This is a genomic window from Cupriavidus sp. a3 (assembly GCF_051015765.1).
Lineage (GTDB): Bacteria > Pseudomonadota > Gammaproteobacteria > Burkholderiales > Burkholderiaceae > Cupriavidus > Cupriavidus oxalaticus_A.
In genome coordinates this window covers 3,641,319-3,667,126 of sequence record NZ_CP170643.1, presented here as the reverse complement: position 1 = coordinate 3,667,126, position 25,808 = coordinate 3,641,319, and the positions used below count along the sequence as shown (strand labels likewise).

General features: G+C 68.1%; 24 protein-coding genes. 9 read left to right on the top strand and 15 right to left on the bottom strand.

Annotation, left to right across the window (positions count from 1 at the left end):
* Positions 1-82: 82 nt before the first annotated feature.
* The 6 genes from rlmH to ACAD63_RS17575 form a co-directional block, all read right to left on the bottom strand.
* A complete protein-coding gene (gene rlmH / locus ACAD63_RS17600; RefSeq protein ID WP_133094047.1) occupies positions 83-562 on the bottom strand; it encodes a 23S rRNA (pseudouridine(1915)-N(3))-methyltransferase RlmH in 480 nt (159 codons plus the stop codon).
* 71 nt (positions 563-633) lie between these two features.
* A complete protein-coding gene (gene rsfS, locus ACAD63_RS17595; protein WP_434033052.1) occupies positions 634-1,392 on the bottom strand; it encodes a ribosome silencing factor in 759 nt (252 codons plus the stop codon).
* A 62-nt stretch (positions 1,393-1,454) separates the two neighbouring features.
* Positions 1,455-2,180, bottom strand: coding sequence for a nicotinate-nucleotide adenylyltransferase (locus ACAD63_RS17590; protein WP_133094049.1), 726 nt, complete (start codon positions 2,178-2,180; stop codon positions 1,455-1,457).
* A gap of 10 nt (positions 2,181-2,190) precedes the next feature.
* Positions 2,191-3,102 (bottom strand): oxygen-dependent coproporphyrinogen oxidase, encoded by a 912-nt coding sequence (gene hemF / locus ACAD63_RS17585; RefSeq protein ID WP_133094050.1) that lies wholly within the window; start codon positions 3,100-3,102, stop codon positions 2,191-2,193.
* Positions 3,103-3,264: 162 nt separating this feature from the next.
* Complete coding sequence (gene purD / locus ACAD63_RS17580; protein ID WP_133094051.1) at positions 3,265-4,533, bottom strand: phosphoribosylamine--glycine ligase; 1,269 nt, start codon at positions 4,531-4,533, stop codon at positions 3,265-3,267.
* Positions 4,534-4,621: 88 nt separating this feature from the next.
* Positions 4,622-5,347 carry a YebC/PmpR family DNA-binding transcriptional regulator gene (locus tag ACAD63_RS17575; RefSeq protein WP_133094052.1) on the bottom strand — a complete coding sequence of 242 codons (726 nt, stop codon included), beginning with the start codon at positions 5,345-5,347 and terminating at the stop codon, positions 4,622-4,624.
* Positions 5,348-5,523: 176 nt separating this feature from the next.
* Here ACAD63_RS17575 and ACAD63_RS17570 point away from each other — a divergent pair, with 176 nt between their 5' ends.
* Entirely contained in the window at positions 5,524-7,050 is a 1,527-nt protein-coding gene (locus tag ACAD63_RS17570) for a helicase HerA-like C-terminal domain-containing protein (RefSeq protein WP_434033051.1), read from the top strand.
* 81 nt (positions 7,051-7,131) lie between these two features.
* On the opposite strand, the gene ACAD63_RS17565 is transcribed toward ACAD63_RS17570, so the two are convergent.
* The 6 genes from ACAD63_RS17565 to ACAD63_RS17540 form a co-directional block, all read right to left on the bottom strand.
* Entirely contained in the window at positions 7,132-7,293 is a 162-nt protein-coding gene (locus ACAD63_RS17565; protein ID WP_434033050.1) for a DUF3149 domain-containing protein, read from the bottom strand.
* Positions 7,294-7,429: 136 nt separating this feature from the next.
* Entirely contained in the window at positions 7,430-8,080 is a 651-nt protein-coding gene (upp, locus tag ACAD63_RS17560) for a uracil phosphoribosyltransferase (protein WP_116317432.1), read from the bottom strand.
* 162 nt (positions 8,081-8,242) lie between these two features.
* Entirely contained in the window at positions 8,243-9,643 is a 1,401-nt protein-coding gene (locus ACAD63_RS17555) for an MFS transporter (protein WP_218959576.1), read from the bottom strand.
* 589 nt (positions 9,644-10,232) lie between these two features.
* The gene (locus ACAD63_RS17550) at positions 10,233-13,088 is read right to left on the bottom strand and encodes a c-type cytochrome (RefSeq protein ID WP_434034008.1); all 2,856 of its coding nucleotides are present in this window, start codon (positions 13,086-13,088) and stop codon (positions 10,233-10,235) included.
* 68 nt (positions 13,089-13,156) lie between these two features.
* Positions 13,157-13,654, bottom strand: a complete 498-nt coding sequence (locus ACAD63_RS17545; protein ID WP_135704809.1) for a (2Fe-2S)-binding protein — start codon at positions 13,652-13,654, stop codon at positions 13,157-13,159.
* 96 nt (positions 13,655-13,750) lie between these two features.
* On the bottom strand, positions 13,751-14,911 hold the full coding sequence (locus ACAD63_RS17540) for an FAD-dependent monooxygenase (RefSeq protein ID WP_434033049.1): 1,161 nt from the start codon (positions 14,909-14,911) through the stop codon (positions 13,751-13,753).
* A 352-nt stretch (positions 14,912-15,263) separates the two neighbouring features.
* On the opposite strand from ACAD63_RS17540, the gene ACAD63_RS17535 reads away from it, so the two are divergent.
* Genes ACAD63_RS17535 through ACAD63_RS17520 form a run of 4 tightly spaced genes read left to right on the top strand, consistent with a single transcriptional unit; the run spans position 15,264 to position 18,585 of the window.
* Positions 15,264-16,016 (top strand): maleate cis-trans isomerase family protein, encoded by a 753-nt coding sequence (locus ACAD63_RS17535; RefSeq protein ID WP_434033048.1) that lies wholly within the window; start codon positions 15,264-15,266, stop codon positions 16,014-16,016.
* Between the two features lie 11 nt (positions 16,017-16,027).
* Positions 16,028-16,858 carry an alpha/beta fold hydrolase gene (locus ACAD63_RS17530; RefSeq protein WP_133094058.1) on the top strand — a complete coding sequence of 277 codons (831 nt, stop codon included), beginning with the start codon at positions 16,028-16,030 and terminating at the stop codon, positions 16,856-16,858.
* Between the two features lie 13 nt (positions 16,859-16,871).
* Positions 16,872-17,951: a 2,5-dihydroxypyridine 5,6-dioxygenase gene (locus ACAD63_RS17525; protein ID WP_133094059.1), complete on the top strand. Its 1,080-nt coding sequence runs from the start codon at positions 16,872-16,874 to the stop codon at positions 17,949-17,951.
* Positions 17,944-18,585 (top strand): N-carbamoylsarcosine amidohydrolase, encoded by a 642-nt coding sequence (locus tag ACAD63_RS17520; protein WP_133094060.1) that lies wholly within the window; start codon positions 17,944-17,946, stop codon positions 18,583-18,585. The genes ACAD63_RS17525 and ACAD63_RS17520 overlap by 8 nt, the downstream gene beginning before the upstream one ends.
* 19 nt (positions 18,586-18,604) lie before the next feature.
* Here the strand turns inward: ACAD63_RS17520 and ACAD63_RS17515 are convergent, their stop codons facing one another.
* Positions 18,605-19,372, bottom strand: a complete 768-nt coding sequence (locus ACAD63_RS17515) for a TetR/AcrR family transcriptional regulator (RefSeq protein WP_133094061.1) — start codon at positions 19,370-19,372, stop codon at positions 18,605-18,607.
* Between the two features lie 71 nt (positions 19,373-19,443).
* On the opposite strand from ACAD63_RS17515, the gene ACAD63_RS17510 reads away from it, so the two are divergent.
* Entirely contained in the window at positions 19,444-21,723 is a 2,280-nt protein-coding gene (locus ACAD63_RS17510) for a molybdopterin cofactor-binding domain-containing protein (protein WP_434033047.1), read from the top strand.
* 73 nt (positions 21,724-21,796) lie between these two features.
* Here the strand turns inward: ACAD63_RS17510 and ACAD63_RS17505 are convergent, their stop codons facing one another.
* Both ACAD63_RS17505 and ACAD63_RS17500 read right to left on the bottom strand, forming a co-directional pair.
* Entirely contained in the window at positions 21,797-22,285 is a 489-nt protein-coding gene (locus ACAD63_RS17505; protein WP_133094063.1) for a MarR family winged helix-turn-helix transcriptional regulator, read from the bottom strand.
* Between the two features lie 67 nt (positions 22,286-22,352).
* Positions 22,353-23,357, bottom strand: coding sequence for a Bug family tripartite tricarboxylate transporter substrate binding protein (locus ACAD63_RS17500; protein WP_135704815.1), 1,005 nt, complete (start codon positions 23,355-23,357; stop codon positions 22,353-22,355).
* Positions 23,358-23,601: 244 nt separating this feature from the next.
* On the opposite strand from ACAD63_RS17500, the gene ACAD63_RS17495 reads away from it, so the two are divergent.
* Genes ACAD63_RS17495 through ACAD63_RS17485 form a run of 3 tightly spaced genes read left to right on the top strand, consistent with a single transcriptional unit; the run spans position 23,602 to position 25,778 of the window.
* Positions 23,602-24,489, top strand: a complete 888-nt coding sequence (locus tag ACAD63_RS17495; protein WP_133094238.1) for a DMT family transporter — start codon at positions 23,602-23,604, stop codon at positions 24,487-24,489.
* 54 nt (positions 24,490-24,543) lie between these two features.
* Positions 24,544-25,332, top strand: coding sequence for an SDR family oxidoreductase (locus ACAD63_RS17490; protein ID WP_133094065.1), 789 nt, complete (start codon positions 24,544-24,546; stop codon positions 25,330-25,332).
* 44 nt (positions 25,333-25,376) lie between these two features.
* On the top strand, positions 25,377-25,778 hold the full coding sequence (locus tag ACAD63_RS17485; RefSeq protein ID WP_195428350.1) for a methylglyoxal synthase: 402 nt from the start codon (positions 25,377-25,379) through the stop codon (positions 25,776-25,778).
* Positions 25,779-25,808 lie beyond the last annotated feature (30 nt).

Genomic DNA, 25,808 nt, shown 5'->3' with positions numbered 1-25,808 from the left:
CGGGGCAGGCGGGAGTATGGACCTGCCGGCGGCGGGCCGGCAGTGGCGTGAATTGTAACGCCCGCGGCGGCGCGGTTCCGGGTCAGGCGCGGTGGTAGGGGTGGTTCTGCGTGACCGACCAGGCCCGGTACAACTGCTCGGCCAGCAGCACCCTCACCATGCCGTGCGGCAGCGTCAGGCTGGACAGGCGGATCAGCGTACTGGCGCGCGCCTTCAGCGCCGGGTCGAGCCCGTCGGCGCCGCCGATCAGGAAGGCGACATCGCCGCCCTCGCGCTGCCAGTCGGTCAGCTGCGCAGCCAGTTGCACGGTGGTGAAGTCGCGGCCGCGTTCGTCCAGCGCGACGATGCGGCACTGCCTGGACAGCGAGCCCAGCACGGCGTCGATGCGCGCGGCTTCGCGCTGCATCACGGTGGTGGCGTTGTTGCTGGACGAGCGGGCCTCCGGCTTGACCTCGCGCAGCTCGATGCGCAGCTCGGGCGGCATGCGCTTGGCATACTCGTTGAAGCCGGTTTCGATCCAGGCGGGCATCTTGTGGCCGACGGCCACGATTACCAGTTGCATGAGGGCGGATTGGCGGCAGTGCGGAGGCCAGTGCAGGCGGCGCGGCCGTCAGGCGGCCGCGCGCCGCGGCATCAGGCCGAGCGGGTGGTGCGCTTGCGCGCGGCCGGCTTGGCCGCCGCGGTCTTGGTGGCGGTCTTGCCTGCCGTCTTGCCAGCGGTCTTGGTCGCCGTCCGGGGTGCAGTCTTGCGTGCCGTGGTGCCAGCGGCGGTCTTGCGCGGCGCGGCGGCGCGGGTGCCGGCGGTCTTGGTGGCTGCCGTCTTGGCTCCAGTCTTGGCGGCAGTCTTGCGCGCCGGCTTGCGCACCGTGGCAATGGCGTCCGGGTCGGTGTCCTCGTGGCCCATCGGCGGCGACGGCTCCTTCATGCCTTCGGGCAGGCGGGCCAGCGCCGGGCGCAGGCTGCTGGCACGGCGCGTGCCGCGCGCGGCCGGGACTTCGTCCTCGTCCTCGTCCATCGGCTCGCTGGCCTTGGCCAGGCTGCGGGCACCGGTGGCCAGCTTCATGCGCACCGGCTTGTCGCCCCAGATTTCTTCCAGGTTGTAGTACAGGCGCAGCTGCGGCTGCAGGATGTGGACCACGGCGTCGCCGCAGTCGACCAGCACCCATTCGCCCGTCTCCAGGCCTTCGACCGCCACGATATGGCCGCCGGCTTCCTTCACCGTATCCCGCACCGACGCTGCCAGCGCCTTGGTCTGGCGGTTGGACGTCCCGCTGGCAATCACCACCCGGTCGAACAGTTCGGTCAGGTGGCTGGTGTCGTACACCTTGATGTCCTGCGCTTTGACATCCTCGAGGCCGTCGACGATGGCGCGTTGCAGTTTACGAATATCCATGGTGTCTTCTTGTTCAGCTGAGATCGGTTGGGTGGTGGGCGCCGGTTGCGGGCAACCGGGGGTCAGGCCCTGGCCGGGGCGTCGCGGTACAGCCCGTGGCTGGCGATGTAGTGTGCCACGCCCGGCGGCAGTTGGTCATCTGCGGGTTGGCCGGCCGCCAGGCGCTGGCGCAGGTGGGTGGAAGACAGGTCGACGGCGAGCGTCTGGTCGATCCACATCCGGCCGGAGGGCGTGCATTGTATCAGGGTCGTGTCGGCCTGGCGCTGCGACAGCGCTTCCAGCACCGGGCCTTCCAGCGCGGCCAGCTCGAAGCGCGGGCGGGTGGCGGTGCACAGGTGGACATGCGCGAACAGTTCCTGCCAGCCGTGCCAGGTGTGCAGGCGCAGCAACTGGTCGGCGCCCATCAGCCAGCACAGCGAGGCCTGCGGGCCGTAGTCGTCGCGCAGCTGGCGCACGGTGTCGATGGTGTAGCTGGGGCCGGCGCGGTCGACTTCCATGCGGCTGACGCGGACTTTGGCGCCGGTGTCGCCCAGGGCGGCGGCGGCCAGTTCAGTCATGGCCAGGCGGTCCGCAGCAGGCGTCACATCAGTGCCCTTCTGCCACGACTGGCCGGTGGGGATCCACACCAGTTCGTCCAGGCCCAGGTGGTCGATGCACAGCCGCGCCAGCGCCAGGTGGCCGACATGGGGCGGGTCGAAGGTGCCGCCGAGGATACCCAGTCGGTAGGGGCGGGCGGGAAGGTCGCCCGCATCGGCGGCGGGCATATGGTCTTGCGCGGGATTGGCCATAGGTCTGCCGTCAGGCCCAGTCGCGTGCCGGCAGGAAGTCGGTGTACAGCGCCGCTTCAGGGCTGCCCGCTTCCGGTTGCCAGTCATAGCGCCAGGTCACCAGCGGCGGCATCGACATCAGAATGGATTCGGCACGTCCGCCCGACTGCAGGCCGAACAGCGTGCCGCGGTCGAACACCAGGTTGAATTCGACATAACGCCCGCGCCGGTAGGCCTGGAAGCCGCGCTCGCGTTCGCCGTAGGGCGTGTCCTTGCGGGCCTGCAGGATGGGCAGGTAGGCGTCGAGGAAGGCGTCGCCGACCGATTGCATCATGGCGAAGCTGCGCTCGAAGCCCAGCGCCGAGAAGTCGTCGAAGAAGATCCCGCCCACACCGCGCGCCTCGTTGCGGTGCTTCAGGAAGAAATACTCGTCGCACCACTGCTTGAAGCGCGGATACAGCTCGTCGCCATATGGCGCAAGCGCCTGCTTGCAGGTGCCGTGGAAATGCGCGCAGTCGCCGGCATTGCCGTAGTAGGGCGTCAGGTCCATGCCGCCGCCGAACCACCAGACCGGCTCGGCGCCGGGCTTGACCGCCAGGAAGCAGCGCACGTTCATGTGGACCGTGGGCACGTAGGGGTTGCGCGGGTGGAACACCAGCGATACGCCCATCGCCTCGAAGCTGCGCCCGGAGAGTTCAGGCCGGTTGGCGCTGGCCGACGGCGGCAGGGTATCGCCGCTGACGTGCGAGAAGCCCACGCCGGCGCGCTCCATCACCGCGCCGCCTTCCAGGATGCGGGTGCGGCCACTGCCGCGCAGGCGTTCGGTGGGCGGCTTCTCCCAGGCGTCGGTCAGGAACGGCTGGCCGTCGATGGCGCCGATGGCGTCGGTGATGCGGTCTTGCAGGCCGAGCAGATAGGCACGGACTGCCTGGGAATCGATCATGGTGGGCGGAAAACGAATGGACCGGATGGACCGGGCTGATGGCATTCCGGCAGCCCTGGGGCTGCCGGCTGCGTCACAGCGTTGTCACGATTGTACCGGCTGGGGCGGCCAGGTGGTCGCCAGAGCCCGCTGAGGCCGCGCCGGCGGCCAGCCGGTGGCCAATCAGCGCTTGATGGCGCGATAACCGATATCGGTCCGGTACTGCATGCCGTCGAACCGGATCTGCTCGACCGCGGCATAGGCGGCGCGCTGCGCGGCCTTGACGGTGTCGGCCAGCCCGACCACGCACAGCACGCGCCCGCCCGAGGTCAGCAGGGTGCCGTCCTTGAGCGTGGTGCCGGCGTGGAAGGTCACGCTGTCGTCGGTTTCGGCCGGGATGCCGGTGATGACATCGCCTTTGCGCGGACTGTCCGGGTAGTTGTAGGCGGCCATCACCACGCCCAGCGCGGTGCGGCGGTCCCAGTCCAGCTCGATCGCGTCGAGCTTGCCGTCGACGGCGTGCTCCATCACGTCGACCAGGTCGGTCTTCAGGCGCGCCAGGATCGGCTGGGTTTCCGGGTCGCCCATGCGGCAGTTGAATTCCAGTGTCTTCAGGTTGCCGTCCTTGTCGATCATCAGGCCGGCGTACAGGAAGCCGGTGTAGGGGATGCCGTCCTTCTCCATGCCGCGCACGGTCGGCAGGATGATCTCGCGCAGCGCGCGCGCGTGCAGCGCGGGCGTGACCACCGGGGCGGGGGAGTAGGCGCCCATGCCGCCGGTGTTGGGGCCGGCGTCGGCGTCCAGCAGGCGCTTGTGATCCTGGCTGGTGGCCAGCGCCAGCACGTTCTTGCCGTCGACCAGCACGATGAAGCTGGCTTCCTCGCCCTCCAGGAATTCCTCGATCACCACGCGCGCGCCGGCGTCGCCCAGCTTGTTGTCGGCCAGCATCATATCGACCGCGGTGTGGGCCTCTTCCAGCGACATCGCCACCACCACGCCCTTGCCCGCGGCCAGGCCATCGGCCTTGATCACGATCGGTGCGCCCTGCGCGTCGATATAGGCATGCGCCTGTGCGGCGTCGGAGAAGGTCTGGTAGGCGGCGGTCGGGATGCCATGGCGCTGCATGAACGCCTTGGCGAAGTCCTTGGACGATTCCAGCTGCGCGGCCGCCTTGCTCGGCCCGAAGATGCGCAGGCCCTTGGCACGGAAGATATCGACGATGCCGGCCGCCAGCGGTGCCTCCGGCCCGACCACGGTAAAGGCCACGCCTTCGCGCTCGGCAAAGGCGGCGATGACCTCCGGATCCGTCAGCGGAACGTTCTGCAGGCGCTTGTCGAGCGCGGTCCCGCCGTTGCCCGGCGCCACGTACACCACCTGTACCCTGGGGGATTGGGCCAATTTCCAGGCCAGCGCGTGTTCACGTCCACCCGAGCCGACAACCAATACTTTCATGATCCACTGCCAGAAAAGAAACAGATACTAAAAGGCGGCGGCCTGGTCTGAGTCCGGGCCGCCGCCATGGGGGGCTTGTTGCTTCAGCTTAGTCTTCGATCACCGCGTTGGTGAAGACTTCCTGCACGTCGTCGAGGTTTTCCAGGGCGTCGAGCAGCTTCTGCATTTTGGCCGCGTCGTCGCCGGCGAAGCTGATTTCGTTCTGCGGCTTCATTACCACGTCGGCGACTTCGGCCTTGAAGCCGGCGGCTTCAAGCGCGGCCTTGACCGCCGGGAAATCGTTGGGCGGGCAGGTCACTTCGATCGAACCGTCGTCATTGGTGACGACGTCGTCGGCGCCGGCTTCCAGCGCGGCGTCCATCAGCTTGTCTTCCGGCGTGCCGGGCGCGAACAGGAACTGGCCGCAGTGCGTGAACATGAATGCCACCGAGCCTTCGGTGCCCATGTTGCCGCCATGCTTGGAGAACGCGTGGCGCACTTCGGCCACGGTACGGGTGCGATTGTCGGTCAGGCAGTCGACGATGATGGCCGCGCCGGCCAGGCCGTAGCCTTCGTAGCGGATCTCTTCGTAGTTGGCGCCTTCCAGGCCGCCCACGCCGCGCTGGATCGCGCGCTGGATGTTGTCCTTGGGCATGTTCGCGTCCATGGCCTTGTCGATCGACAGGCGCAGGCGCGGGTTGGTGTCGGCATCGCCGCCGCCGAGCTTGGCGGCAACGGTGATTTCCTTGATCAGGCGGGTCCAGATCTTGCCGCGCTTGGCGTCAGCTGCGGCTTTCTTGTGTTTGATATTGGCCCATTTCGAGTGACCGGCCATGATGCTCTCCGAGGCGGAAAAGGTGTTATGCGGTGATGGAATGCGGGATGCCAGGCGCGGGCGCCAGGTGACGGATATGCCTGGCGGCTGGCTATAATCAGCCCAGGATTTTATCACGCGGGCCTGCCCGCGCCGCTGCCGCGGCGAGTCCCGCGGCACTTGCTACCAGGAAGACCATGGCCGACCCCATCCTTATCGCCAAGAACGCCGAACACGAGCTGGTGCTGCTGCCGCAGATGGGCAACCGCCACGGCCTGATCACCGGCGCCACCGGCACCGGCAAAACCGTCACGCTGCAGACGCTGGCGCAGGGCTTTTCGCGCCTGGGCGTGCCGGTGTTCATGGCCGACGTCAAAGGTGACCTGACCGGCATTTCGCAATCCGGCCAGTTGTCCGACAAGCTCAAGCAGCGCCTGGCCGACCTGGGGCTGCCGGAGCCGGCCTGGGGCGGATGCCCGACAACGTTGTGGGACGTGTTCGGCCAGAAGGGCCACCCGGTGCGCGCCACGGTCTCGCACATGGGCCCGCTGCTGCTGTCGCGGATGCTTGAGCTCAACGACACCCAGCAGGGCGTGCTCAACCTGGTGTTCCGCATCGCCGATGCCAACGGCCTGCTGCTGCTCGACGCCAAGGACCTGCGCGCAATGCTGCAGTACGTGGGCGACAACGCCTCGCAGTTCACGACCGAGTACGGCAATATCTCCGCCGCCTCGATCGGGGCGATCCAGCGCGGGCTGCTGGCGCTGGAGTCGCAGGGCGGCGATGTCTTCTTTGGCGAGCCGATGCTGAACCTGGAAGACTTCATCCAGACCGAGAAGGGCCAGGGCGTGGTCAGTATCCTGGCGGCGGACAAGCTGATGAACTCGCCGCGGCTGTATGCGACCTTCCTGCTGTGGATGCTGTCCGAGCTGTTCGAGAAGCTGCCCGAGGCCGGCGACCTCGACAAGCCCAAGCTGGTGTTCTTCTTCGACGAGGCCCACCTGCTGTTCAACGACGCGCCCAAGGCGCTGCTCGACAAGATCGAGCAGGTGGTGCGGCTGATCCGCTCCAAGGGCGTGGGCGTGTATTTCGTCACGCAGAATCCAGTCGACATCCCCGACACGGTGCTCGGCCAGCTGGGCAACCGCGTGCAGCACGCGCTGCGCGCGTTCACGCCGCGCGACCAGAAGGCGGTCAAGGTGGCGGCCACCACCATGCGCGCCAACCCGAAGCTGGACCTGGAAACCGCGATCGGCGAACTGGGCGTGGGCGAGGCGCTGGTGTCGTTCCTGGATGCCAAGGGCACGCCGTGCGTGACCGAGCGCGCATGGGTGCTGCCGCCGGGTAGCCGCATCGGCCCGGCGACCGACGAGGAGCGCAGGCAACTGATCGCGAATTCGCTGGTCGCGGGGACCTATGAAGCGGCCGTGGATCGCGAATCGGCTTACGAAAAGCTGCGTGGCGGCGTGCCGACGGTGGCCAATGGCAAGGGCAAGCCGTCGGACGCCAAACCTGAAGCCAAGCCGGAAGCGGAACAGGACAGCGGCTGGCTTGGCACTGCCGGCGACATCTTCGGCACGCTGACCAAGGGCACCGGCAAGAGCGGGCGCGGCGATTCGATCCTGGAGTCGATGGCCAAGTCGGCCGCGCGCACGGTGGGTTCGCAGGTGGGCCGCGAGCTGATTCGTGGCGTGCTGGGCAGCTTGCTAGGGAAGAAGAAGTAGTTGAACCCTTGAAAAGCCGCTGGTTTGCTCATCTCTCCCGCTCGCCGGGTAGGGGAGCAAACGATCAGCTCGCAGGACGCGCTATTGCCGCTGTCCGGCCTGCGCCTTCGCGGCCGCCGCATCCTCGCGCATCTTGCGCGCGAACATCCGGGCGAAGAACCAGCCCATGCCGATGATTAAAACGATCACGCCCAGGCTCATCAGGCCGGTGCTGGTGCTGAAGAGAATCTTGATGGCTTCCATGGTTGGCTCCCTCGGGTTGGCGGCATGTGCCGGCGGAAGAACCGCCAGCGGGTGTCGCCAGCGGGTGTCGCCAGTTTAGGGAGCCAGGCGGCGCGGGCTATTGAGGCTGGTCAAGCCCGCGCCGCGCCGGCACGCGTCAGTTCTTGGTGCCGAACAGCCGGTCGCCCGCGTCGCCGAGGCCCGGCACGATGTACGCATCCGCATCCAAGTGGCTGTCCAGCGAGGCCACGAACAGCTTCACGCCCGGATGCGCCTTCTGGAACACCTCCACGCCTTCCGGCGCCGCCACCAGCGCGACGAAGGTGATGGCCTCGTCCTTGACGCCGCGGCGCTTGAGCACTTCCACCGCATGCACGGCCGAGTAGCCGGTCGCCACCATCGGATCGCACAGGATAAAGCTGCGGTCTTCCAGGTCTGGCAGCCGCACCAGGTATTCGACCGGGCGGTGCTGCTCGTCGCGGTACACGCCGATATGGCCGATGCGCGCCGACGGGATCAGCTCGACCAGTCCATCGCTCATGCCCACGCCGGCGCGCAGCACCGGGACGATGGTCAGCTTCTTGCCGGCGATCACCGGCGCATCCAGTTCCACCAGCGGCGTGTCGATGCGGCGCGTGGTCAGCGGCAGGTTGCGCGTGATCTCATAGCCCATCAGCAGCGTGATCTCGCGCAGCAGCTCGCGGAAGGTGCGCGTGGACGTTTCCTTGTCGCGCATGTGCGAGAGCTTGTGCTGGATCAGCGGGTGGTCGAGGATAAACAGGTTGGGAAAGCGCGGATCTTGTTTCATGGCTGGCGGCGAGGGCTCGGCGGGGATAGGGGCAAGCGGCTGGAGCGGGCGGCCGGGTCGGGTGGACCCGGCCGCCGCGCCGTTGTAGCCGGATTGTAATGGAAGCGGGCCGCAGCGCGGCTGCGGCCCGGTCCCCGGCAAGCTGGCCTTATCCGGCGGGCGTCAGTCCAGCGCGCGGTCCTTGGACTCGATATCCACCATGAAGATGGCAAACGCCGCCACCGCCAGGAACGACGAAAGCAACCCAAGCGCGAGCGTGAACTGGGTGGCCATGATCGGCGCAATGATCGAAGGGGCGAACAGGCCACCGAATCGTGCCATCGCACCGGCGGTGCCCATGCCGCTGGCCCGCAGGTCCGTCGGGTACACCTCCGGCGTGAAGGCGTAGAGCGCGCCCCAGGTGCCCAGCAGCGCGAAGCTCATCAACAGGGTGGAGCCGACGATCAGCGCGGTGGACGTGCCCAGGCTGTACAGCATGCAGCCCGCGGCGCTGAGCAGCAGGAAGCCGATCAGGGTCGGCTTGCGACCCCAGCGCTCCACGCCGTGCGCGGCGAGCGCGAAGCCGGGGAGCTGGACCAGCGCGAGCAGGATCAGGAAGACCTGGCCACGCATGAAGCCAAAGCCCTGGCCGGCCAGCTTTACCGGCAGATAGACAAAGACACCGTAATAGGCGATCGAGATCAGCATCCACGCAGCAAGCAGGCAGATGCTGCGGCGCCGGCATCCGGCCGCGAACAGCGCGAACACCGATTTGCGCTCCATCTTCTGCGGCTCCAGCGGGGCGATCTCGACCGAAACCCGATTGGCCTTGGCAACGCGCTGCAGCACAGCGCGGGCCTCTTCCGAGCGCCCCGATTTATTCAGGTAGAGCGGCGACTCTGGCACAAAGAACCGAACCACTACGCCGACCAGCGCAGGGAGGCCGGTGACAAAGAAGATCATGCGCCAGGCATCGTTGCCTTGCGAGACGGCGACCAGCGCCAGGACGGCGAGCAGGATCGTGCCGACGGCCCAGAACGACTCCAGCAGCACCAGCCAGCGGCCGCGCCGGTCAGAGGGCAGGAACTCGGCCATCATGGTGTAGTCGACGGGCAACGTGCCGCCCACGCCGATGCCGGTCAGGAAGCGCAGCAGCAGGAGCCACTGGAAATCCGGGGCGAAGGCGGAGGCGACGCCACAGATGGCGTCAAGGATCACCGCCATCATCAGCACCGGCCGGCGGCCGATCCGGTCCGCCAGCCGGCCGAACGCGAAGGCGCCGATCAGCATGCCGACGAAGAACATCGTCCCGGTCTGCAAGGCGCTCGGCACGGGGATGCCGAATGTCGCGGCAATGGAAGGCGCGGTGAATCCGATCGACAGGACCTGCATCGCGTCGGCCAGCCACACCAGGCCGAAAATGCCGAACAGCCGATACTGGAACCGGCCGACACCGGCTGCGCGGATGCCTTGCTCGATCGTGATGGTCTGGGACGACGATGCCCGCGCGCTTGACTGCGGGGGCACGCTGATCGTCGCTTCGGGGATGGTCGTTGCTGCCATTGAGGAAATTGATGACGACATTTTGTCTACCTGTCTTTATAGGCTGATTCTTGAATTCGGAAGCCAAGCACCGCGATGCGGCGAAACCTGTGGCTACCCCAAGCTAGCGAGGCCAGACCTGGCCAGGTAGTCCTCTCGCAACACCTTCCTGGTACTGATACGACATAGTCACTCCTTGTTGTCTACCCTTGGTTGTCCGGGCCCGGGTTCCCGGTCGGCACGGCGAGGGACTACGCAAGCCCCGGGCCAGCGCTTCCGGTGATGTAAAGGGCCAATCTTGTGGTCTTGTTGTCTCGTCTGCCGCTTGTGTGCGCGGTTCTTGCGCCGTCCTTGTGCCGGGAGGCACCGCGGCGCGGCTTTTGGTATCGATGCCGGCACTCATGTAGTGCGCACTACATGATCGTTCAGCGTAAGCTACATGAAACTGGCGGGCAAGGCCGAACTGCGGTTTCTCTCCTTGGGGTTTTCCCGCGCCTGGCGCGCAGTGCGCCGATCTGTCGGCGCAGGCCTCCCTGCCCGGTGGCAAAGCGCCCTGCCAGGCACGGCACGGATACTGTCAGGATGGATGCGAAGGCGCGGCGGGCCGGCCGCGAAGGCCCTTCGCTGGTCTTCAGTGGGCAGGCGCCGCGCGCAGCCGCGCGACGGTGTTCTCCAGGTCCTGCCAGGCGGGTTGGTCGGGGGCAAAGCGCGCGCGCAGGTACTGCGCCAGCTGCGCGATCTGCCGGTCGTCGAAGGTGTCGGCATAGGCCGGCATCGCGCCCAGCTCGCTGTTGGGCGGCGCGGGCATGCCTTGCAGCAGCACCTGGATCACGTTGTCGGGCAGCTTGCTGTGCAAGTTGGTGTTGAGTGCGAGCGACGGCTTTACGCCAAACTGCGCGATGCCCTGGTCTGATTGATGGCACACCGCGCAGGCGCTCTGGTATAGGCGTTCACCGGGGCCGCCTAGGGTGCGTGCAGCCTGTGCGCTGCGTTGTTCGAGTCTGGCAGCCTGCGCGTCGAGCACGGAAGGCGCTGGCGGCGGCGTGCCGAATGACGCGACGTAATGCGCGATCGCGCGCACATCCGATTCGGGCAACTGCGCGAGTTCTTCCACCACCGGCGCCATCGGTCCTGCGGCGGCGCCGTGATGCGGTGCATAGCCGCCGCGCAAGTAGGTAAACAGCGCCGCCTCGGTCCACGGCACCGGTGCGTGGGAGAGCGATGTCAGCGGCGGTGCCTCCCAGCCTTCGGCACTGCCGCCAGTCAGGTACTTGCGCCCGCCTTGTTCCCCGCCGAGCGCGTTGCGCGGCGAATGGCAGGCGCTGCAATGGCCCAGCCCCTCGGCGAGATACGCGCCGCGGTTCCACTGCGCGGAGCGCGCGGGGTCGGGCTTGAAGGGTGCGTCGCGATGGAACAGCAGGTTCCAGCCCGCCAGCAGCGGACGCAGGTTGAACGGGAACGTGAGCCGGGTCTGCGGCACCTCTGACTTCACCGGCTCGGCCGACATCAGGTACGCATACAGCGCCTGCATGTCGGCATCGCTGACCTTGGCGAACGCGGTGTAGGGGAAGGCCGGATACAGGCGCCGTCCGTCGCGGTGGATGCCCTCGCGCATCGCGCGCTCGAAGGCGGCGAACGACCAGTTGCCGATGCCGGTCTGCACATCGGGCGTGATGTTGGTGCTATAGACCGTGCCAAACGGCGTTTCCAGCGGCAGGCCGCCCGCATTCTTCACGCCGCCGGGGACGGTATGGCATACCGCGCAGTCACCTGCCGCGGCCACCAGGCGGCCGCGTTCCAGCGTGGCCGCGGAATAGAAGCCGGGCCCGGGCGGTGCGACCGGCGCGATCGGCGCGCGCCACGGCATCAGCGTTGCGCACAGGCCGGCCGCGGTCGCGGCAGCGGCGGCGATCCAGCCGCGCTTGCTGCGCTTGCCGGCGCGCTTGTCCTCACTCTCGGCCAGCGCCAGGCGGATGCGTTCGGCGCTGAAGGGCGGCGTGCGCAGGCGCACGCCGGTGGCGTCGAAGATGGCGTTGGCCACGGCGGCAGCCGCGGGCAGCGTATCGGCCGGGCCTGCGGCCAGTTGGTCGCGCTCGGTGAGCGTGCCAGCCAGGTGGACCTCCGGCAATACTGCGCTGGTTGCGACGGCGGGGAGCGATTGGTTGGCAGAAGCCTCCGTGGCAGGCCAGGTATCGAATGCCGGGCTGGCAGCGGTCAATTGCAGGGTAGCGTCGGCAACAGCCTGTTCCAGCGAGCGCGCAGCAGGTGTGGCTTGCGCGGGCGCCAGCGATTCGCTGTCATGCCCCACCGTCACGCGCGTGACGGCCAGCTCGCCGGTGGTGCCATCGACTTCGACTTCCGCCACCCATGCCGACCAGCTCTGGCCGGCGTCGTGGTCGACGGTGTGCGCATAGGCAAAACCGCGCCCGCGCCGCACATTGCCTGCCGATGTGGCGGCATGCGGAACGGATGGCGTCCAGCCGGAGCGCTCGCTGACCTGCCTGACGAGGGCCGAGCCGCGTGAGTCGTCGAGGTGCGAAAGCCGCAGCGCGACCGGGTCGGTGCCGGATGCGGCGGCGATTTCATCGAGATGGGATTCGCGCGCAAAGACATGGGCGCGCGCCGCCGCAAGCGGTGCGGCATCGAAAGCGGCTACAGCGCCGGCGGTGCCGACATCGACATCGGGAATGCGGTAGGGCGGCATGACTGCGCTGCCACTGTCGCCGGTGTCCGTCACGGGCGACGCCGTATGCGTGAGCCAAAGTGCCAGCGGCACCGGCGGCGGAGCCGTGCCGGCCAGTGTTGCGGCGTAGGCGTCGATGGCATTGCCGCTGCGCGCGCTGTCGATGCATACGGCGAGCTGCGCACCGGACAGGCCGATATCGCCGGCGCACAGCCGGCGCATCACGGGTTTGCCGGCGGCATGGGCCAGCAGTGCGGCGTCGGCGGCCGCGTGGTGGGCGAGCAGGGCCGGATCGCCGGCGTCGGCGGCCGCCTGCCACCCGGCCAGCGCGACCTGTTGCGGCGCAATGCCCAGCAGCGCGGCCAGTTCTTCGCGCAGTGCGCCGTGGCGCAGGCTTGGCAGCCACACATACAGCATGCCGTCGCGCCAGTCCGCGATCGCGGTGCAGAACGCTTCGGTCCCGGTGCCGGCCAGCGGCCACTGGTAGTGCTGCGCGTGGCGCGTGGCGGCGCTGGCGAGCGCGCGGGTGGCGTCACCTCGCCGCGCAACGGCGTGGCGCGGTACGGGAGCTTCATCCGCGCGAGGCGGCGCCGACCAGCGTGCCTGCAGGGCCCTGGCGGCGTCGGCCGCCAAGGCATCGCTTTCCGCGGCCACGCCCGCAAACTGGTTGCGCACCACGGCCGCGCGCACGCCGGGCAACGCCAGCGCGGCATCGCGCTCCGCGCCGAGCAGGCGTGGTACCAACGGCTTGCCGTCGATCCAGCGCAGCCCTGGCGGCGTCAGCACATGGGCGACGAGGCACATGGAAGCCGGCGGTGGCTCATGTTTCGCCAGGGCGCCGGTTTGCACGGCCTGTCGCACGAGTTCCTGCTTCACGATGCCGCTCCCACGCCAGCCTGCCGCATCAGCACCGCGGCGCGCTGCACTGCACGCACGATTTCCACATGCGTGCCGCAGCGGCACAGGTTGAAGCGCAGCGCCTCGCGGATCTGCGCTTCGTCAGGATCGGGATTCTGCGCGAGCAGCGCCTTCGCGGTCATGATCATGCCGTTCAGGCAATAGCCGCATTGTGCGGCCTGCTCGTCGATAAAGGCCTGCTGCACCGGGTCGGGATGCTCCGCCGTGCCCAGGCCTTCCAGCGTGGTGACCGCGTGGCCCACCGCGGCCCTGACCGGCAGCACGCATGAGCGCGCGGCCAGGCCGTCGACCAGCACCGTGCACGCGCCGCACTGGCCCAGCCCGCAACCGTACTTGGGGCCATTGCAGGCCAGGTCGTTGCGCAGGATATAGAGCAGCGGCGTGTCGGGCGCCACGCTGAGCGTGTGCTCCGCGTGGTTGACTTGTAGCGTCAGGGGGCGAGGCGTGTTCATCGGGGGCGGCAAGTTGCAGATCACGCGGCAGGCACGCCGCGCCCCTTCGTGCGAGGGGCTGCGGCGTGCAGGTTCAGGTCAGGCCTAAGGTCGGTGTTACGCCGCCGCGGACAGCGGCGTACGCCCGGCCGACACCAGCGGCATGTTGAACACATCGTAGCCGAAACACCAGTCCGGGTTCTCGTTGCTGCGCAGCCACGTGTTGTTGTGCGAGACCAGCTGGACCTTGCCGGCGCGCTCGGCGCGGTTGGCTTCATACAGCGCAAACGCGGCGGCGTAGTCGTCCAGGCCGGTCTCGGTGAAGCAGCGCGTCAGCATGGCGGCATCTTCGATCGCCATCGCGGCGCCTTGCGCCATGTGCGGCTTCATCGGGTGGCAGGCATCGCCCAGCAGCACCAGGCGGCCGCGGCTCCACAGCGGCAGCGGGTCACGCTCCAGCAGGGGCCACTTGGTCACTTCGACCGTGCCTTCGATCAGCGACTGCACGCCTTCGTGCCAGCCGTCGAACGCGGTGCGCATTTCCTCGATGCTGCTCGGCACCCAGCTTTTGCTCATGTCCCACTCGGGCTCGGGCACGCCGGTGACGTAGTAGATCTCGTCCAGCTTGCTGGTGTCGAAGTACACCATCATGTGGCGGTCGTCGGTCCACCACTTGGTGCAGCGCTCGTGCGTGAAGCCCTTGACGCGCGAGATCGGGAACACCGCGCGGTGCGCGACGTAGCCGGTGTACTTGGGAGGCTCGGCGCCCAGCAGGGTCTCGCGGATGCGGGAGTTGACACCGTCGGCGCCGATCACGATATCCGCCTGGTCCAGCGTGCCATCGGTGAAGCGCAGCTCGACCACGTCGCCCCGGTCGGTGACGCTTTCCAGCTTCTTGTTGAAGAACAGCGTGCCCGGCGCCACGGCGTCGGTCAGCAGCTTGTGGAAGTCGCCGCGGTGCACGGTCAGGTAGCTGGCGCCGTAGTGCCGCTCCGCGTAGTCGCCCAGCGGGATCTGCGCGATCACTTCGCCGGTCAGGCCGTCGCGGCTGTACCAGAAGTCGGGGTGGCAGCCCATGTTGTTGAGCGCGTCCTCGATGCCGATGCGCCGCATGATCTTCATCACGTTGGGCCCCACGTGGATGCCCGCTCCCAGGCGCGAGAACGCCGGTGCCTGTTCATACAGCCTGACTTGGAAGCCGGCTCGCTGCAGCAGGGCGGCCGCGGCCGTTCCTCCGAGTCCGGCGCCGACAACTGCGATTCGCGGTTTGCCTTGCACGTTATTTCTCCTGGGGCAATGACACATGGGTCGATGGGGGCTTGGGCGACCTATGTGGTCGACCGTTGAAAACGAGTGTACACACTCAAAATATCAAGGGCAAGGAAGAAAATGAGGGTCCTATGGAAAACCCTTATGATCTTATGAATGTCTGCGCACGATGCTTTAATACGGTGAATTTGTGCGCTAAACAAGGGATTGGTTAATTAAGTATGCACTGAACGAGTGAATCGCGCTTGGCGCAGATTCTATTTGCCTATATAAAGTGTGTACACTACAATCGATTCGCAGCATGCAAGGCCATCCGGGCAGGGCAGGCGGGTAGACAGACAAACAGATAACGGAGTCGACAGTGCAGAAAGTTTTCCGAATCGGCCAGATCGTGCCGAGCTCCAACACCACGATGGAAACCGAGATCCCGGCGATGCTGGCCGCGCGCCAGCAGGTGCGTCCGGAGCGCTTTACCTTCCACTCCAGCCGCATGCGGATGAAGAAGGTGGTCAAGGAGGAACTGGCGGCCATGGATGCCGAATCCGACCGCTGCGCGGTGGAGCTGAGCGACGCCCGCGTCGACGTGCTCGGCTATGCCTGCCTGGTGGCGATCATGGCGATGGGCCACGGCTACCACCGCGTCTCCGAGCAGCGGCTGCAGGCGCACACCGCCGAGAACGGCGGCGACGCGCCGGTGATCACCAGCGCCGGCGCGCTGGTCGATGCGCTCAAGGTGATGGGCGCCAGGCGCATCGCCGTGGTGGCGCCGTACATGAAGCCGCTGACCGAGCTGGTGGTCGACTACATCCGCAATGAGGGCTACGAGGTGGTCGACTACCGCGCGCTGGAGATCCCCGACAACCTCGACGTCGGCCGCCACGATCCGTCGCGGCTGCCGGAGATCGTCGCGCAGATGGATTTCGCCGATGCCGACGTGATCGTGCTGTCCGCCTGCGTACAGATGCCGTCGCTGCCGGCGGTGGCCAAGGTCGAGGCAATGACAGGCAAGCCGGTGGTCACCGCCGCCATCGCCACCACCTATGCAATGCTCAAGCGCCTGGGCCTCGAGCCGGTGGTGCCGGGCGCGGGCGCGCTGCTGTCCGGCGCCTACTGAAGGAGCCGGCCATGGCGACCAGTACTTTCCTTTACGGCGGCAACGTCCATGCCAATGGCATCCGGCAGCACTACCTGCGCTATGGCGGCCAGGACGGCGCGCGCGCGCAGCGCGATGCCTTGATCATCGTGCCCGGCATCACCAGCCCGGCGGTCACGTGGGGCTTCGTCGGCGAGCAGTTCGGGCGGCAGTTCGATACCTATGTGCTCGACGTGCGCGGCCGCGGGCTGTCGCAGGCCGGCGCGGAGCTGGACTATAGCCTCGATGCGCAGGCCGCCGACGTGATCGCGTTTGCCGAAGCGCTCGGGCTGCAGCGCTACGCCATCGTCGGCCATTCCATGGGCGCGCGCATCGGCATCCGCGCCGCGCATAGCAAGCCCGCTGGCCTGACGCGGCTGGTGCTGGTCGATCCGCCGGTGTCGGGCCCGGGGCGCCGCGCCTATCCGGCGCAATTGCCGTGGTACATCGATTCGATCCGGCTGGCACAGCAGGGCATCGACGCGGAAGGCATGCGCCGCTTCTGCCCCACATGGACTGAAGACCAGCTGCGCCTGCGCGCGCAATGGCTGCATACCTGCGACGAGCGCGCGATCCTGGCCAGCTTCAACGGCTTCCATGAAGACGATATCCACGCCGACCTGCCGCAGGTCGATGTGCCGGTCCTGCTGATGACCGCGGGCCGCGGCGACGTGATCCGCGAGGAAGACGTGCAGGAAATGCGCAGGCTGCTGCCCGCGCTGCTGGTCGCGCATGTCGCCAATGCCGGCCACATGATCCCGTGGGACGATGAGCCCGGCTTCTATCGTGCCTTCGGCGACTTCCTCGGCGCGGCGCTGAACTGATCAAGGAGGGAACATGCCCGTAAGCGATTACGACCTGACCGCGGCGTGGAAGCAGGTGCTGACGCTGTCGAGGCTGCAGCCGGGGCAGACCGTCACCGTGCTGACCGGCGCGGCCACGCATCCGCAGACGCTGCGTACGGCGATGGTGGCGGCGCAGTCGATGGGCGCCATCGTCAACCGGCTCGACCTGCCGCCGGTTAACGGCGAGAAGGCGCTCAGCCGCGACGCACTGGCCTATCTCGGCACCACGCCGCTGACCGGCAATCCGGCGGCGATTGCCGCATTGAAAGCAAGCGATTTGGTGCTGGACCTGATGACGCTGCTGTTCTCGCCCGAGCAGCACGAGATACTGTCCGGCGGCACCAAGATCCTGCTGGCGGTGGAGCCGCCCGAAGTGCTGGCCCGGTTGGTGCCGACCGAGGCCGACCGCGCCCGCGTCAAGGCTGCCACTGAACGGCTGGGCCGCGCGCGAGAGATGCATATCGTGTCCGAGGCGGGCATGGATCTGCGCTGCAGGCTGGGTGAATTCCCGGCAATCAGCGAGTACGGCTTTGTCGACGAGCCCGGCCGCTGGGACCACTGGCCGAGCGGCTTCGTGCTGACCTGGCCGGACGAGGGCGGCACCAACGGCACCATCGTGCTGGACCGCGGCGACATCCTGCTGCCGATGAAGTCCTATCTGCAGGCGCCGATCCGCATCACGGTGGAGGCCGGCTACGTGCGCCGCATCGAAGGCGGTGTCGATGCCGAGCTGCTGGCCGACTACATGGCCTCGTTCAACGACCCGGAAGCGTATGCGATGTCGCATATCGGCTGGGGCCTGCAGCCGCGCGCCAGCTGGTCGGCGCTGGCGATGTACGACCGCGAGGCCACCATCGGCATGGACGCGCGTGCGTATGAAGGCAATTTCCTGTGCTCGTTCGGCCCCAACAACGAGGCAGGCGGCAGCCGCACCACTGCCTGCCATATCGATATCCCGGTGCGCCACTGCACGGTCAGCCTCGACGGCGAGCCGGTGGTGGTGCGCGGCAAGGTGATGGACGGGCACCATGCTCCCGCCGCATCGCTCTACAAGGATTCGCGCCATGGATGACGCAGTGCAGACCTACCAGCGCCAAGGGTTCGGCGCGTCGATGGAATTGAAAGCGCCGTACGGGCTGCTGATCATCGACTTCGTCAACGGCTTTGCCGACCCGGCCGTGTTCGGTGGCGGCAATATCCCCGAGGCAATCCGCAACACGCAGCCGCTGCTGCGCGCCGCGCGCGAGCAGGGCTGGCCGGTGGCGCACAGCCGCATCGTGTTCGCCGACGACGACAGTGACCACAACATCTTCACGCTGAAGGTGCCCGGCATGCTGACGCTGAAGGAAGATGGCCACAACAGCCAGCTCGTGCCCGAGCTCGTGCCCGCGCCGGGCGAGCTGGTGGTGCGCAAGACGGTGCCGTCGGCGTTCTTCGGCACCTCGCTGGCGGCGTGGCTGACGCAGCGCGGCGTGCAGACGCTGCTGGTGGCCGGCTGCGTCACCAGCGGCTGCGTGCGCGCCAGCGTGGTCGATGCGATGTCGCTGGGCTTCCGCCCGCTGGTGGTGTCCGATTGCGTGGGCGACCGCGCCATCGGGCCGCACGATGCCAACCTGTTCGACATGGCGCAGAAGTACGCGACCGTGCTGGCGCGCGACGAGGCGCTGGCGCGGATTGCGGGTGAGGGCGTCCGCGCCGCCGCCTGAGGCGACCCGGCGCCGCGTCTCAGCCTGCAGCCGCGCGCCTGTTGCGTGCGGCCTTGCGCGCCGGCGTAGCCGGCGGCACGCTGGCTTCCGGCACGGCGCCGGGCAGCGTCACCGTGCGCAGCACTGTCTGCTGGATCACATCGCGCCAGTGCGCCAAGGCGGGCGGGCTCATCATGGCCTCGCCCAGGAAGGCGCTGAGCGTATGATGGTTGGAGTTGTAGAAGTAGCCGAGCGAGGCGATCACCATGTAGACATCGCGCGCGCTGGTCTCGGAACGGAATAGCCCGGCGGACTTGCCGCGTGTGAGGATCCCGTCGAGCACCGACAGCGCGTAGCTGGAGATTTCCTTGAGGCGGACCGACTTCTTCGCGTGCTTGCCCTGGCTCATGTTCTCGCTGGACAGGATCGCGACGAATTCGGGGTGGTCGAGGTAGTACTGCCAGATGAAGTCGACCAGCTGCGACAGCGCGCGCACCGGGTCGGCGGCGTCGAGTTCCTGCTCGAGCTGCTGCTCGGCTTCGTTGAGCTGCAGGTAGATGGTCTCCAGCACTTCGACGAACAGCTTTTCCTTGCTGCCGAAGTAGTAGTAGATCATCCGGTCATAGGTCTTGGCCAGCGACGAAATGCGTTCGATGCGGCCGCCGTCATAGCCGCGCTGGGCGAAGACCTTGATCGCCGCTTTCAGGATGCGGTCGCGGCTGTCCTGCGCCTGCCTGGCCCGCGTGCCTGGGGCAGCCCGCTTGGGAGCCTGCTTGGCGGCAGGTTTCGCCGCGGTGGTGTTCGTCATGATGATTGGGTGGCTCTGACTCCGTTGGCTGGCAGTATAACGGGGGCCCCGTTGAAGGAGATGGGAAGACGATGACCGCAACAACGCTGCAACCCGCGGCACAGGCCGATCTCGCCACGCCGCGCGCACTGCGGCTGGCGTTGCTGCAGGCCGTCGGCGTGCTGCTGGTCACGCGCGCGCCGCAGGCGGCGGCGCGTCCCGCGCCCGGCCAGCCCGGCGCGGCGTCGGACTACGTGCCGGCGCTGCCCGATATCTTCATCGCCGTGCGCGACAGTGGCGAGGTGCTGGCCTTCAACGGCCATGTCGACCTTGGCACCGGCATCCGCACGGCGCTGGCGCAGATCGTGGCGGAAGAACTCGACGTGCCGCTGTCGCGGGTGCGCTTGGTGCTGGGCCATACCGAAGCCACCCCCAACCAGGGGCCGACCATCGCCAGCGCATCGATCCAGATTTCGGCCATCCCGCTGCGCCGTGCCGCGGCGCAGGCGCGCGCGTGGCTGCTGGCACGCGCCGCGCAACAGCTTGGCGTGGCGCCCGGCCAGCTGGAAGCGCAGGATGGCGAGTTCCGCGTGCGCGGGGCCGACGCCGCCATCGGCTATGGCGCGCTGGTGCAAGGCGAGCACGTGGCGCTTCCGCTGGCCGATGAGGTGCCGACCAAGCCGGTGGACTCCTACCGCATCGTCGGCCACCCGGCCGGACGCGTCGATATCCCCGACAAGGCGCGCGGCGTGCTGACTTTCGTCCATGACGTGCGCGTGCCCGGCATGCTGCATGGGCGCGTGGTGCGGCCACCTTACGCCGGGCGCGACAGCGGCGGCTTCGTCGGCAACAGCCTGCTCGCGGTCGACCGCGAATCGGTGCGCGATGTGCCGGGACTGGTCGACGTGGTGGTGCAGGGCGACTTCGTCGGCGTGGTGGCCGAGCGTGAAGAGTACGCGGTGCTTGCCGCGCGCAAGCTGCGGGTGCAGTGGAAACCCGTGCCGCCGATGCCGTCGCTCGCCGACCCTGAACCCGCGCTGCGCGCCAACCCCGCAACGCGGCGCGAACTGCTGAATGACGGCGAGATGCCTACGGCCGGTACCGGCAAGACGCTGGATCGCCATTACGTCTGGCCATACCAGATGCACGGTTCGATCGGCCCCTCATGCGCGGTTGCGGACTGGCATGAGGATGGCCTGACGGTATGGTCGGGCACGCAGAATCCGCATGTTCTGCGCATCGACCTGGCACGCCTGTGCGGGCTGGGCGAGGACCGCATCGAGATCGTGCGCATGGAAGCCTCGGGCTGCTACGGCCGCAATTGCGCGGACGATGTCTGCGCCGATGCCGCGCTGCTGTCGCGCGCCGTCGGCCATGCGGTGCGCGTGCAGCTGTCGCGCGAGCAGGAGCACCTGTGGGAACCCAAGGGCGCGGCCCAGCTGATGGATGTCAGCGCAACGCTGGGCGCCGACGGCGAACTGCTCGGCTATGACTTCACCAGCCGCTATCCGTCCAACGATGCGCCGACGCTGGCGCTGGTGCTCGCCGGCATCGTGCCTAACGCGCCGCGCACGCTGGAAATGGGCGACCGCACCGCGGTGCCGCCGTATGACTACCGCGCGCGCCGCATCGGCTGCGACGACACGCCCGCCATCGTGCGCGCGTCATGGTTGCGTGGCGTATCGGCGCTGCCGAATTCGTTCGCGCATGAATGCGTGATCGATGAACTGGCTGCCGAAGCCGGCGCCGATCCGATCGATTTCCGGCTGCGTCATTTGCCGGACACGCGCGCAGCCGAACTGCTGCGCGCGGTGGCCGACGCGGCGGGCTGGCAGCGGGGCGCGCACGGTTCGCGTGGCAAGGCTGGCAACGACGGCATGCTGCGCGGGCGCGGCGTTGCCTATGCGCGCTATATCCACAGCCGCTTCCCAGGCTTCGGCGCGGCATGGGCGGCATGGGTGGTCGACGTGGCGGTGGAGGCGGCAACGGGCCGCATCGCCGTGGAGAAACTGGTGGTCGGGCAGGACACCGGCATGATGGTCAACCCGGACGGCGTGCGCCACCAGATCCACGGCAACGTGGTGCAGGCCTTGAGCCGGGTGTTGAAGGAGCAGGTGCGCTTCGACGCCGACGGTGTCGCCAGCCGCGAGTGGGGCAGCTATCCGTTGCTGACCTTTCCGGAGATCCCGCCGATCGAGGTGGTGCTGATGCCGCGGCAGGAAGAGCCGCCGATGGGTGCAGGGGAGTCGGCATCGCTGCCGGGGGCGCCGGCAATTGCCAATGCGTTGTTCGATGCGATCGGCATGCGTCTGCGGCGGCCGCCGTTCGTGCCGGAGACGGTGTTGGCGGCGCTAAGGAGCGAGCGCCCTTAACCAACTGGTGGTGTGCCCCCTCTCCCGCAAGCGGGAGAGGGGGAGCAAACCGGCGGCATGGTGGAGGTCTCACTTACACGCCGCCATTCCCCTCATCGATCTCGCTCATCTTCCGCAGCAGGTAAGTCACCGCCACTCGCTCCGCCGGATTCAGGCTGCCAAACGTCTGCTCCGAGATCTGCTTCGCAAACGGCACCGTCTCGTCGATCAACGCCAGCCCCCCGGGGGTCACCGTCACCACCACCTTGCGCCGGTCGTTCGGGTCATGCGACACCGCAATCAGCTTGCGTGCCTTCAGCCGCTCGATGATGCCGCGCACCGTCGCCTGGTCGATCGCCGTGGCGCGCACCACTTCATTCAGCGAGCACGGCTGCCGGTCCCTGACCGCGCACAGCACCACGAACTGCGCCGCGGTGAGCTGCGAATCCGGGATGGTCTGCTGGAAGATCGCCACGTGGCGCTGGTACGCGCGGCGCAGCAGGTGGCCCACCTGCTCGGTGAAATCGTAGTCGGGGGCGGCCTGGTCTGCTGACGATGCGGAGGATGCGGAGGGGTTGGGCACGTCGATGGTGATGCGTTGGATGAGCGTGCCCCGAGTATATCCGCTGCCTGCTGGTCCGCTACTGCTACTACTCCACAGTGATCCCGGCAGTCTTCGCCACCGTGCCGAAGCGCTCGTATTCCGACTGCGTCAGCGCCTGCAGTTCGGCCGCGCTCGATCCCTTGGGATTGAAGCCCGCCTGCACCAGCTTCTCGCGCACATCGGGACGGGCCAGCGCCTCGACGAAGGCGCTGTTCAGCGCCTGCACCACCGGCGCCGGCAGGTTGGCCGGACCAAAGACCCCGAACCATGGCTCGACCGCATAGCCCTGCAAGCCCGCCTCGGCCAGCGTCGGCACGTCGGGCAGCGAAGGCGAGCGCTGCTTGCCGGCCACCGCCAGCGCACGCAGCTTGCCCGCCTGGATATGCGGCAGCGATGCCGGCAGGTTGTCGAACATCACGCTGATATGGCCGCCCAGCATGTCGTTGATGGCCGGGCTGCTGCCCTTGTAAGGCGCATGCGTCAGGCTGGTCTGCGTCATCTGCGCGAACATCGCGCCGGCCAGGTGCATCGAGGTGCCGGTGCCCGCCGTCGCATAGGTCAGCCCCGGGTTGGCCTTGGCGTAGGCCACCAGTTCCTTGACGGTCTTCACCGGCAGCGCCGGGCTGACCTCCAGCACGATGGTCGACGTGCCGAGCAGGCTGATCGCGGTGAAGTCCTTGCGCGGGTCGAACGGCACCTGCTTGTAGATATGCGGGTTGAGCGCGTTGGTGGAGATCGCGCCGAAGCCGATGGTGTAGCCGTCCGGCGCGGCCTTGGCCACCGCGTCCATGCCTACGTTGCCGCCGGCGCCGGGGCGGTTTTCGATCACCACCGGCTGGCCGAGCTTCTCGCCCACGCGCTGGCCGACCGTGCGCGCCACCAGGTCGGTGGTGCCGCCGGCGGCGTAGGGCACGACAAAGCGGATCGGACGGGACGGATAGCCGTCGCCGGGCGCGGCGGCGGCGCTGAAGCTGGCGGCGAGCGCCGCGGCCCCGGTCAGGGCAGCGAGCAGCAGCGCGCGGCGGCCGGCGTGTGCGGGGTGGATTGGCATGGCGAGAAGTCTCCTGGGGTTGTTATTGTGGCGCCGGCCGTGACGCAGGCGGCGCGCGGCCATTGTAGGGGATAGGCCGCAGGCAGGGCAGGGCCGGGGGCACCGCCGATGCGGTTGCGTCTTTTCGAATACAATCGTCGGGTCGCTTCGCGGGGCCGCGCGGGGCCGGTGCGCCGGCCCTGCGGCCCGCTTTCCACGTATTCCCGTGTCCGTCTCCCAGAAGTCCCTCGCCGCGCCTGCCGCGCTGCCGTCGCCGCAGCGCGCGGGTCTTGCCATCGCCGCCGTCGGCGCGGTGCTGTTCTCCGCCAAGGCGATCGTCGCCAAGCTGATGTACCGCTACAACGTCGATGCCGTGATGGTGCTGACGCTGCGCATGCTGTTCGCCGTGCCGCTGTTCATGGCGATCGGCTGGTGGCAGTCGCGCCGCCTGGCGCCGCTGTCGTGGGCGGACCGCGGGCGCGTGGTGTTCCTCGGCTTCATCGGCTATTACCTGTCGAGCTTCCTGGATTTCATCGGCCTGCAGTACATCACCGCCGGGCTGGAGCGGCTGATCCTGTTCCTGACGCCGTCGTTCGTGCTGCTGGCCACCGCGCTGGTGTTCCGGCGGCCGATCAGTTCGCGCCAGTGGCTGTCGCTGCTGCTGGCGTATGCCGGCATCGTACTGGTCTTTGCCCATGACCTCGACGTCAGCGGCGGCCAGGTGTGGCTGGGCGGCGCGCTGGTCCTGGGCAGTGCCATGACGTACGCTGTCTACCTGATCCTGAGCGGCGAGCTGGTGCGGCGCATCGGCTCGCTGCGGCTGGTGGCCTATGCGATGTGCGTGTCCACCGCCTGCTGCGTGATCCAGTATGTGGCGCTGGGCCGGCCCGTGGCCGAGCTGGCGCAGCCGGCGCCGGTGATGTGGCTGTCACTCGTCAATGCGGTGTTCTGCACGGTGCTGCCCGTGTCGATGACCATGGTCGCGGTGGCGCGCATCGGTGCGCCGCTGGCCTCGCAGGCCGGCATGATCGGCCCGGTATCGACGCTGTTGCTCGGCTACTGGCTGCTGGGCGAGCCGATCAGCGGCGTGCAGCTGGCCGGCGGCGCGCTGGTGATGGGCGGCATGTACCTGCTCTCGGCAAAGAGAAATTGATGCATCGGCCGGGCGCTCCCGGCCGTACCAACACAACAGACAAAGGAGAAACACATGGACATGGGATTGCGTGGCAAGCATGCGCTGGTGTGCGGCGCCAGCAAGGGCCTTGGCCTGGCCTGCGCCGACGCCCTCGCGGCGGAAGGCGTTGACGTGGTGATCGTGGCGCGCGGCGCCGAGGCGCTGGAGAAGGCCGCCGCCGACCTGCGCGCCCGCCATGGCCGCCGCGTGATCGCGGTGGCGACCGACATCACCACGCCCGAAGGCCGCAAGGCGGCGCTGGACGCCGCCGCCAGGCTGGGCGACCTCGACATCCTGGTCAACAACGCCGGCGGCCCGCCGCCGGGCAACTTCCGCGACTGGGAGCGCAGCGACTGGCTCGCCGCGCTCGACGCCAACATGCTGACCCCGATCGAGCTGATCAAGGCCACCGTCGACGGCATGATCGCGCGCAAGTGGGGCCGCATCATCAATATCACCAGCGGCGCGGTCAAGGCGCCGATCGACGTGCTGGGGCTGTCCAACGGCGCGCGCTCGGGCCTGACCGGCTTTGTCGCGGGCGTGGCGCGCGAAGTGGCGCAGCATGGCGTGACCATCAACAACCTGCTGCCCGGGCCGTTCAATACCGATCGCCTGCGCAAGACCATGGAAGGCGGCGCCCAGAAGGCCGGCCTGAGCGTCGAGGAAGTGGCGCAGCGCCGTGCCGCGCAGAACCCGACGCGCCGCTTCGGCGAGCCGGCCGAGTTCGGCGCTGCCTGCGCCTTCCTGTGCAGCCGCCAGGCTGCCTATATCACCGGGCAGAACCTGCTGATCGACGGCGGCGCCTACCCCGGCACGTTCTGATTTCCACCAGCCTGCTGCAGTCTCACCACCCCAACCAGGAATTACTGATGACACGCCCTCGCATCGCGCTGATCGCCCACGACCACAAGAAGGACGATATCGTCGCCTTCGCTACGCGCCATCGCGCGTTCCTCTCGCAATGCGAGCTGCTGGCCACCGGCACGACCGGCGGCCGCCTGATCGACGAGGTCGGACTGGAAGTGACGCGCATGCTGTCGGGGCCGTGGGGCGGCGACCTGCAGATCGGCGCGCAGCTGGCCGAAGGGCGCGTGCGCGCCGTGGTGTTCCTGCGCGACCCGATGACGCCGCAGCCGCATGAACCCGACATCAACGCGCTGGTGCGCGCGTGCGACGTGCACAACGTGCCGTGCGCGACCAACGTGGCTACTGCCGAACTGTTGATCGCGGGCCTGGCCAACGAGGCCGACGGCGCGCAGGCAAGCTGAATTCCCCCGATCGATGCAACACCACAACTA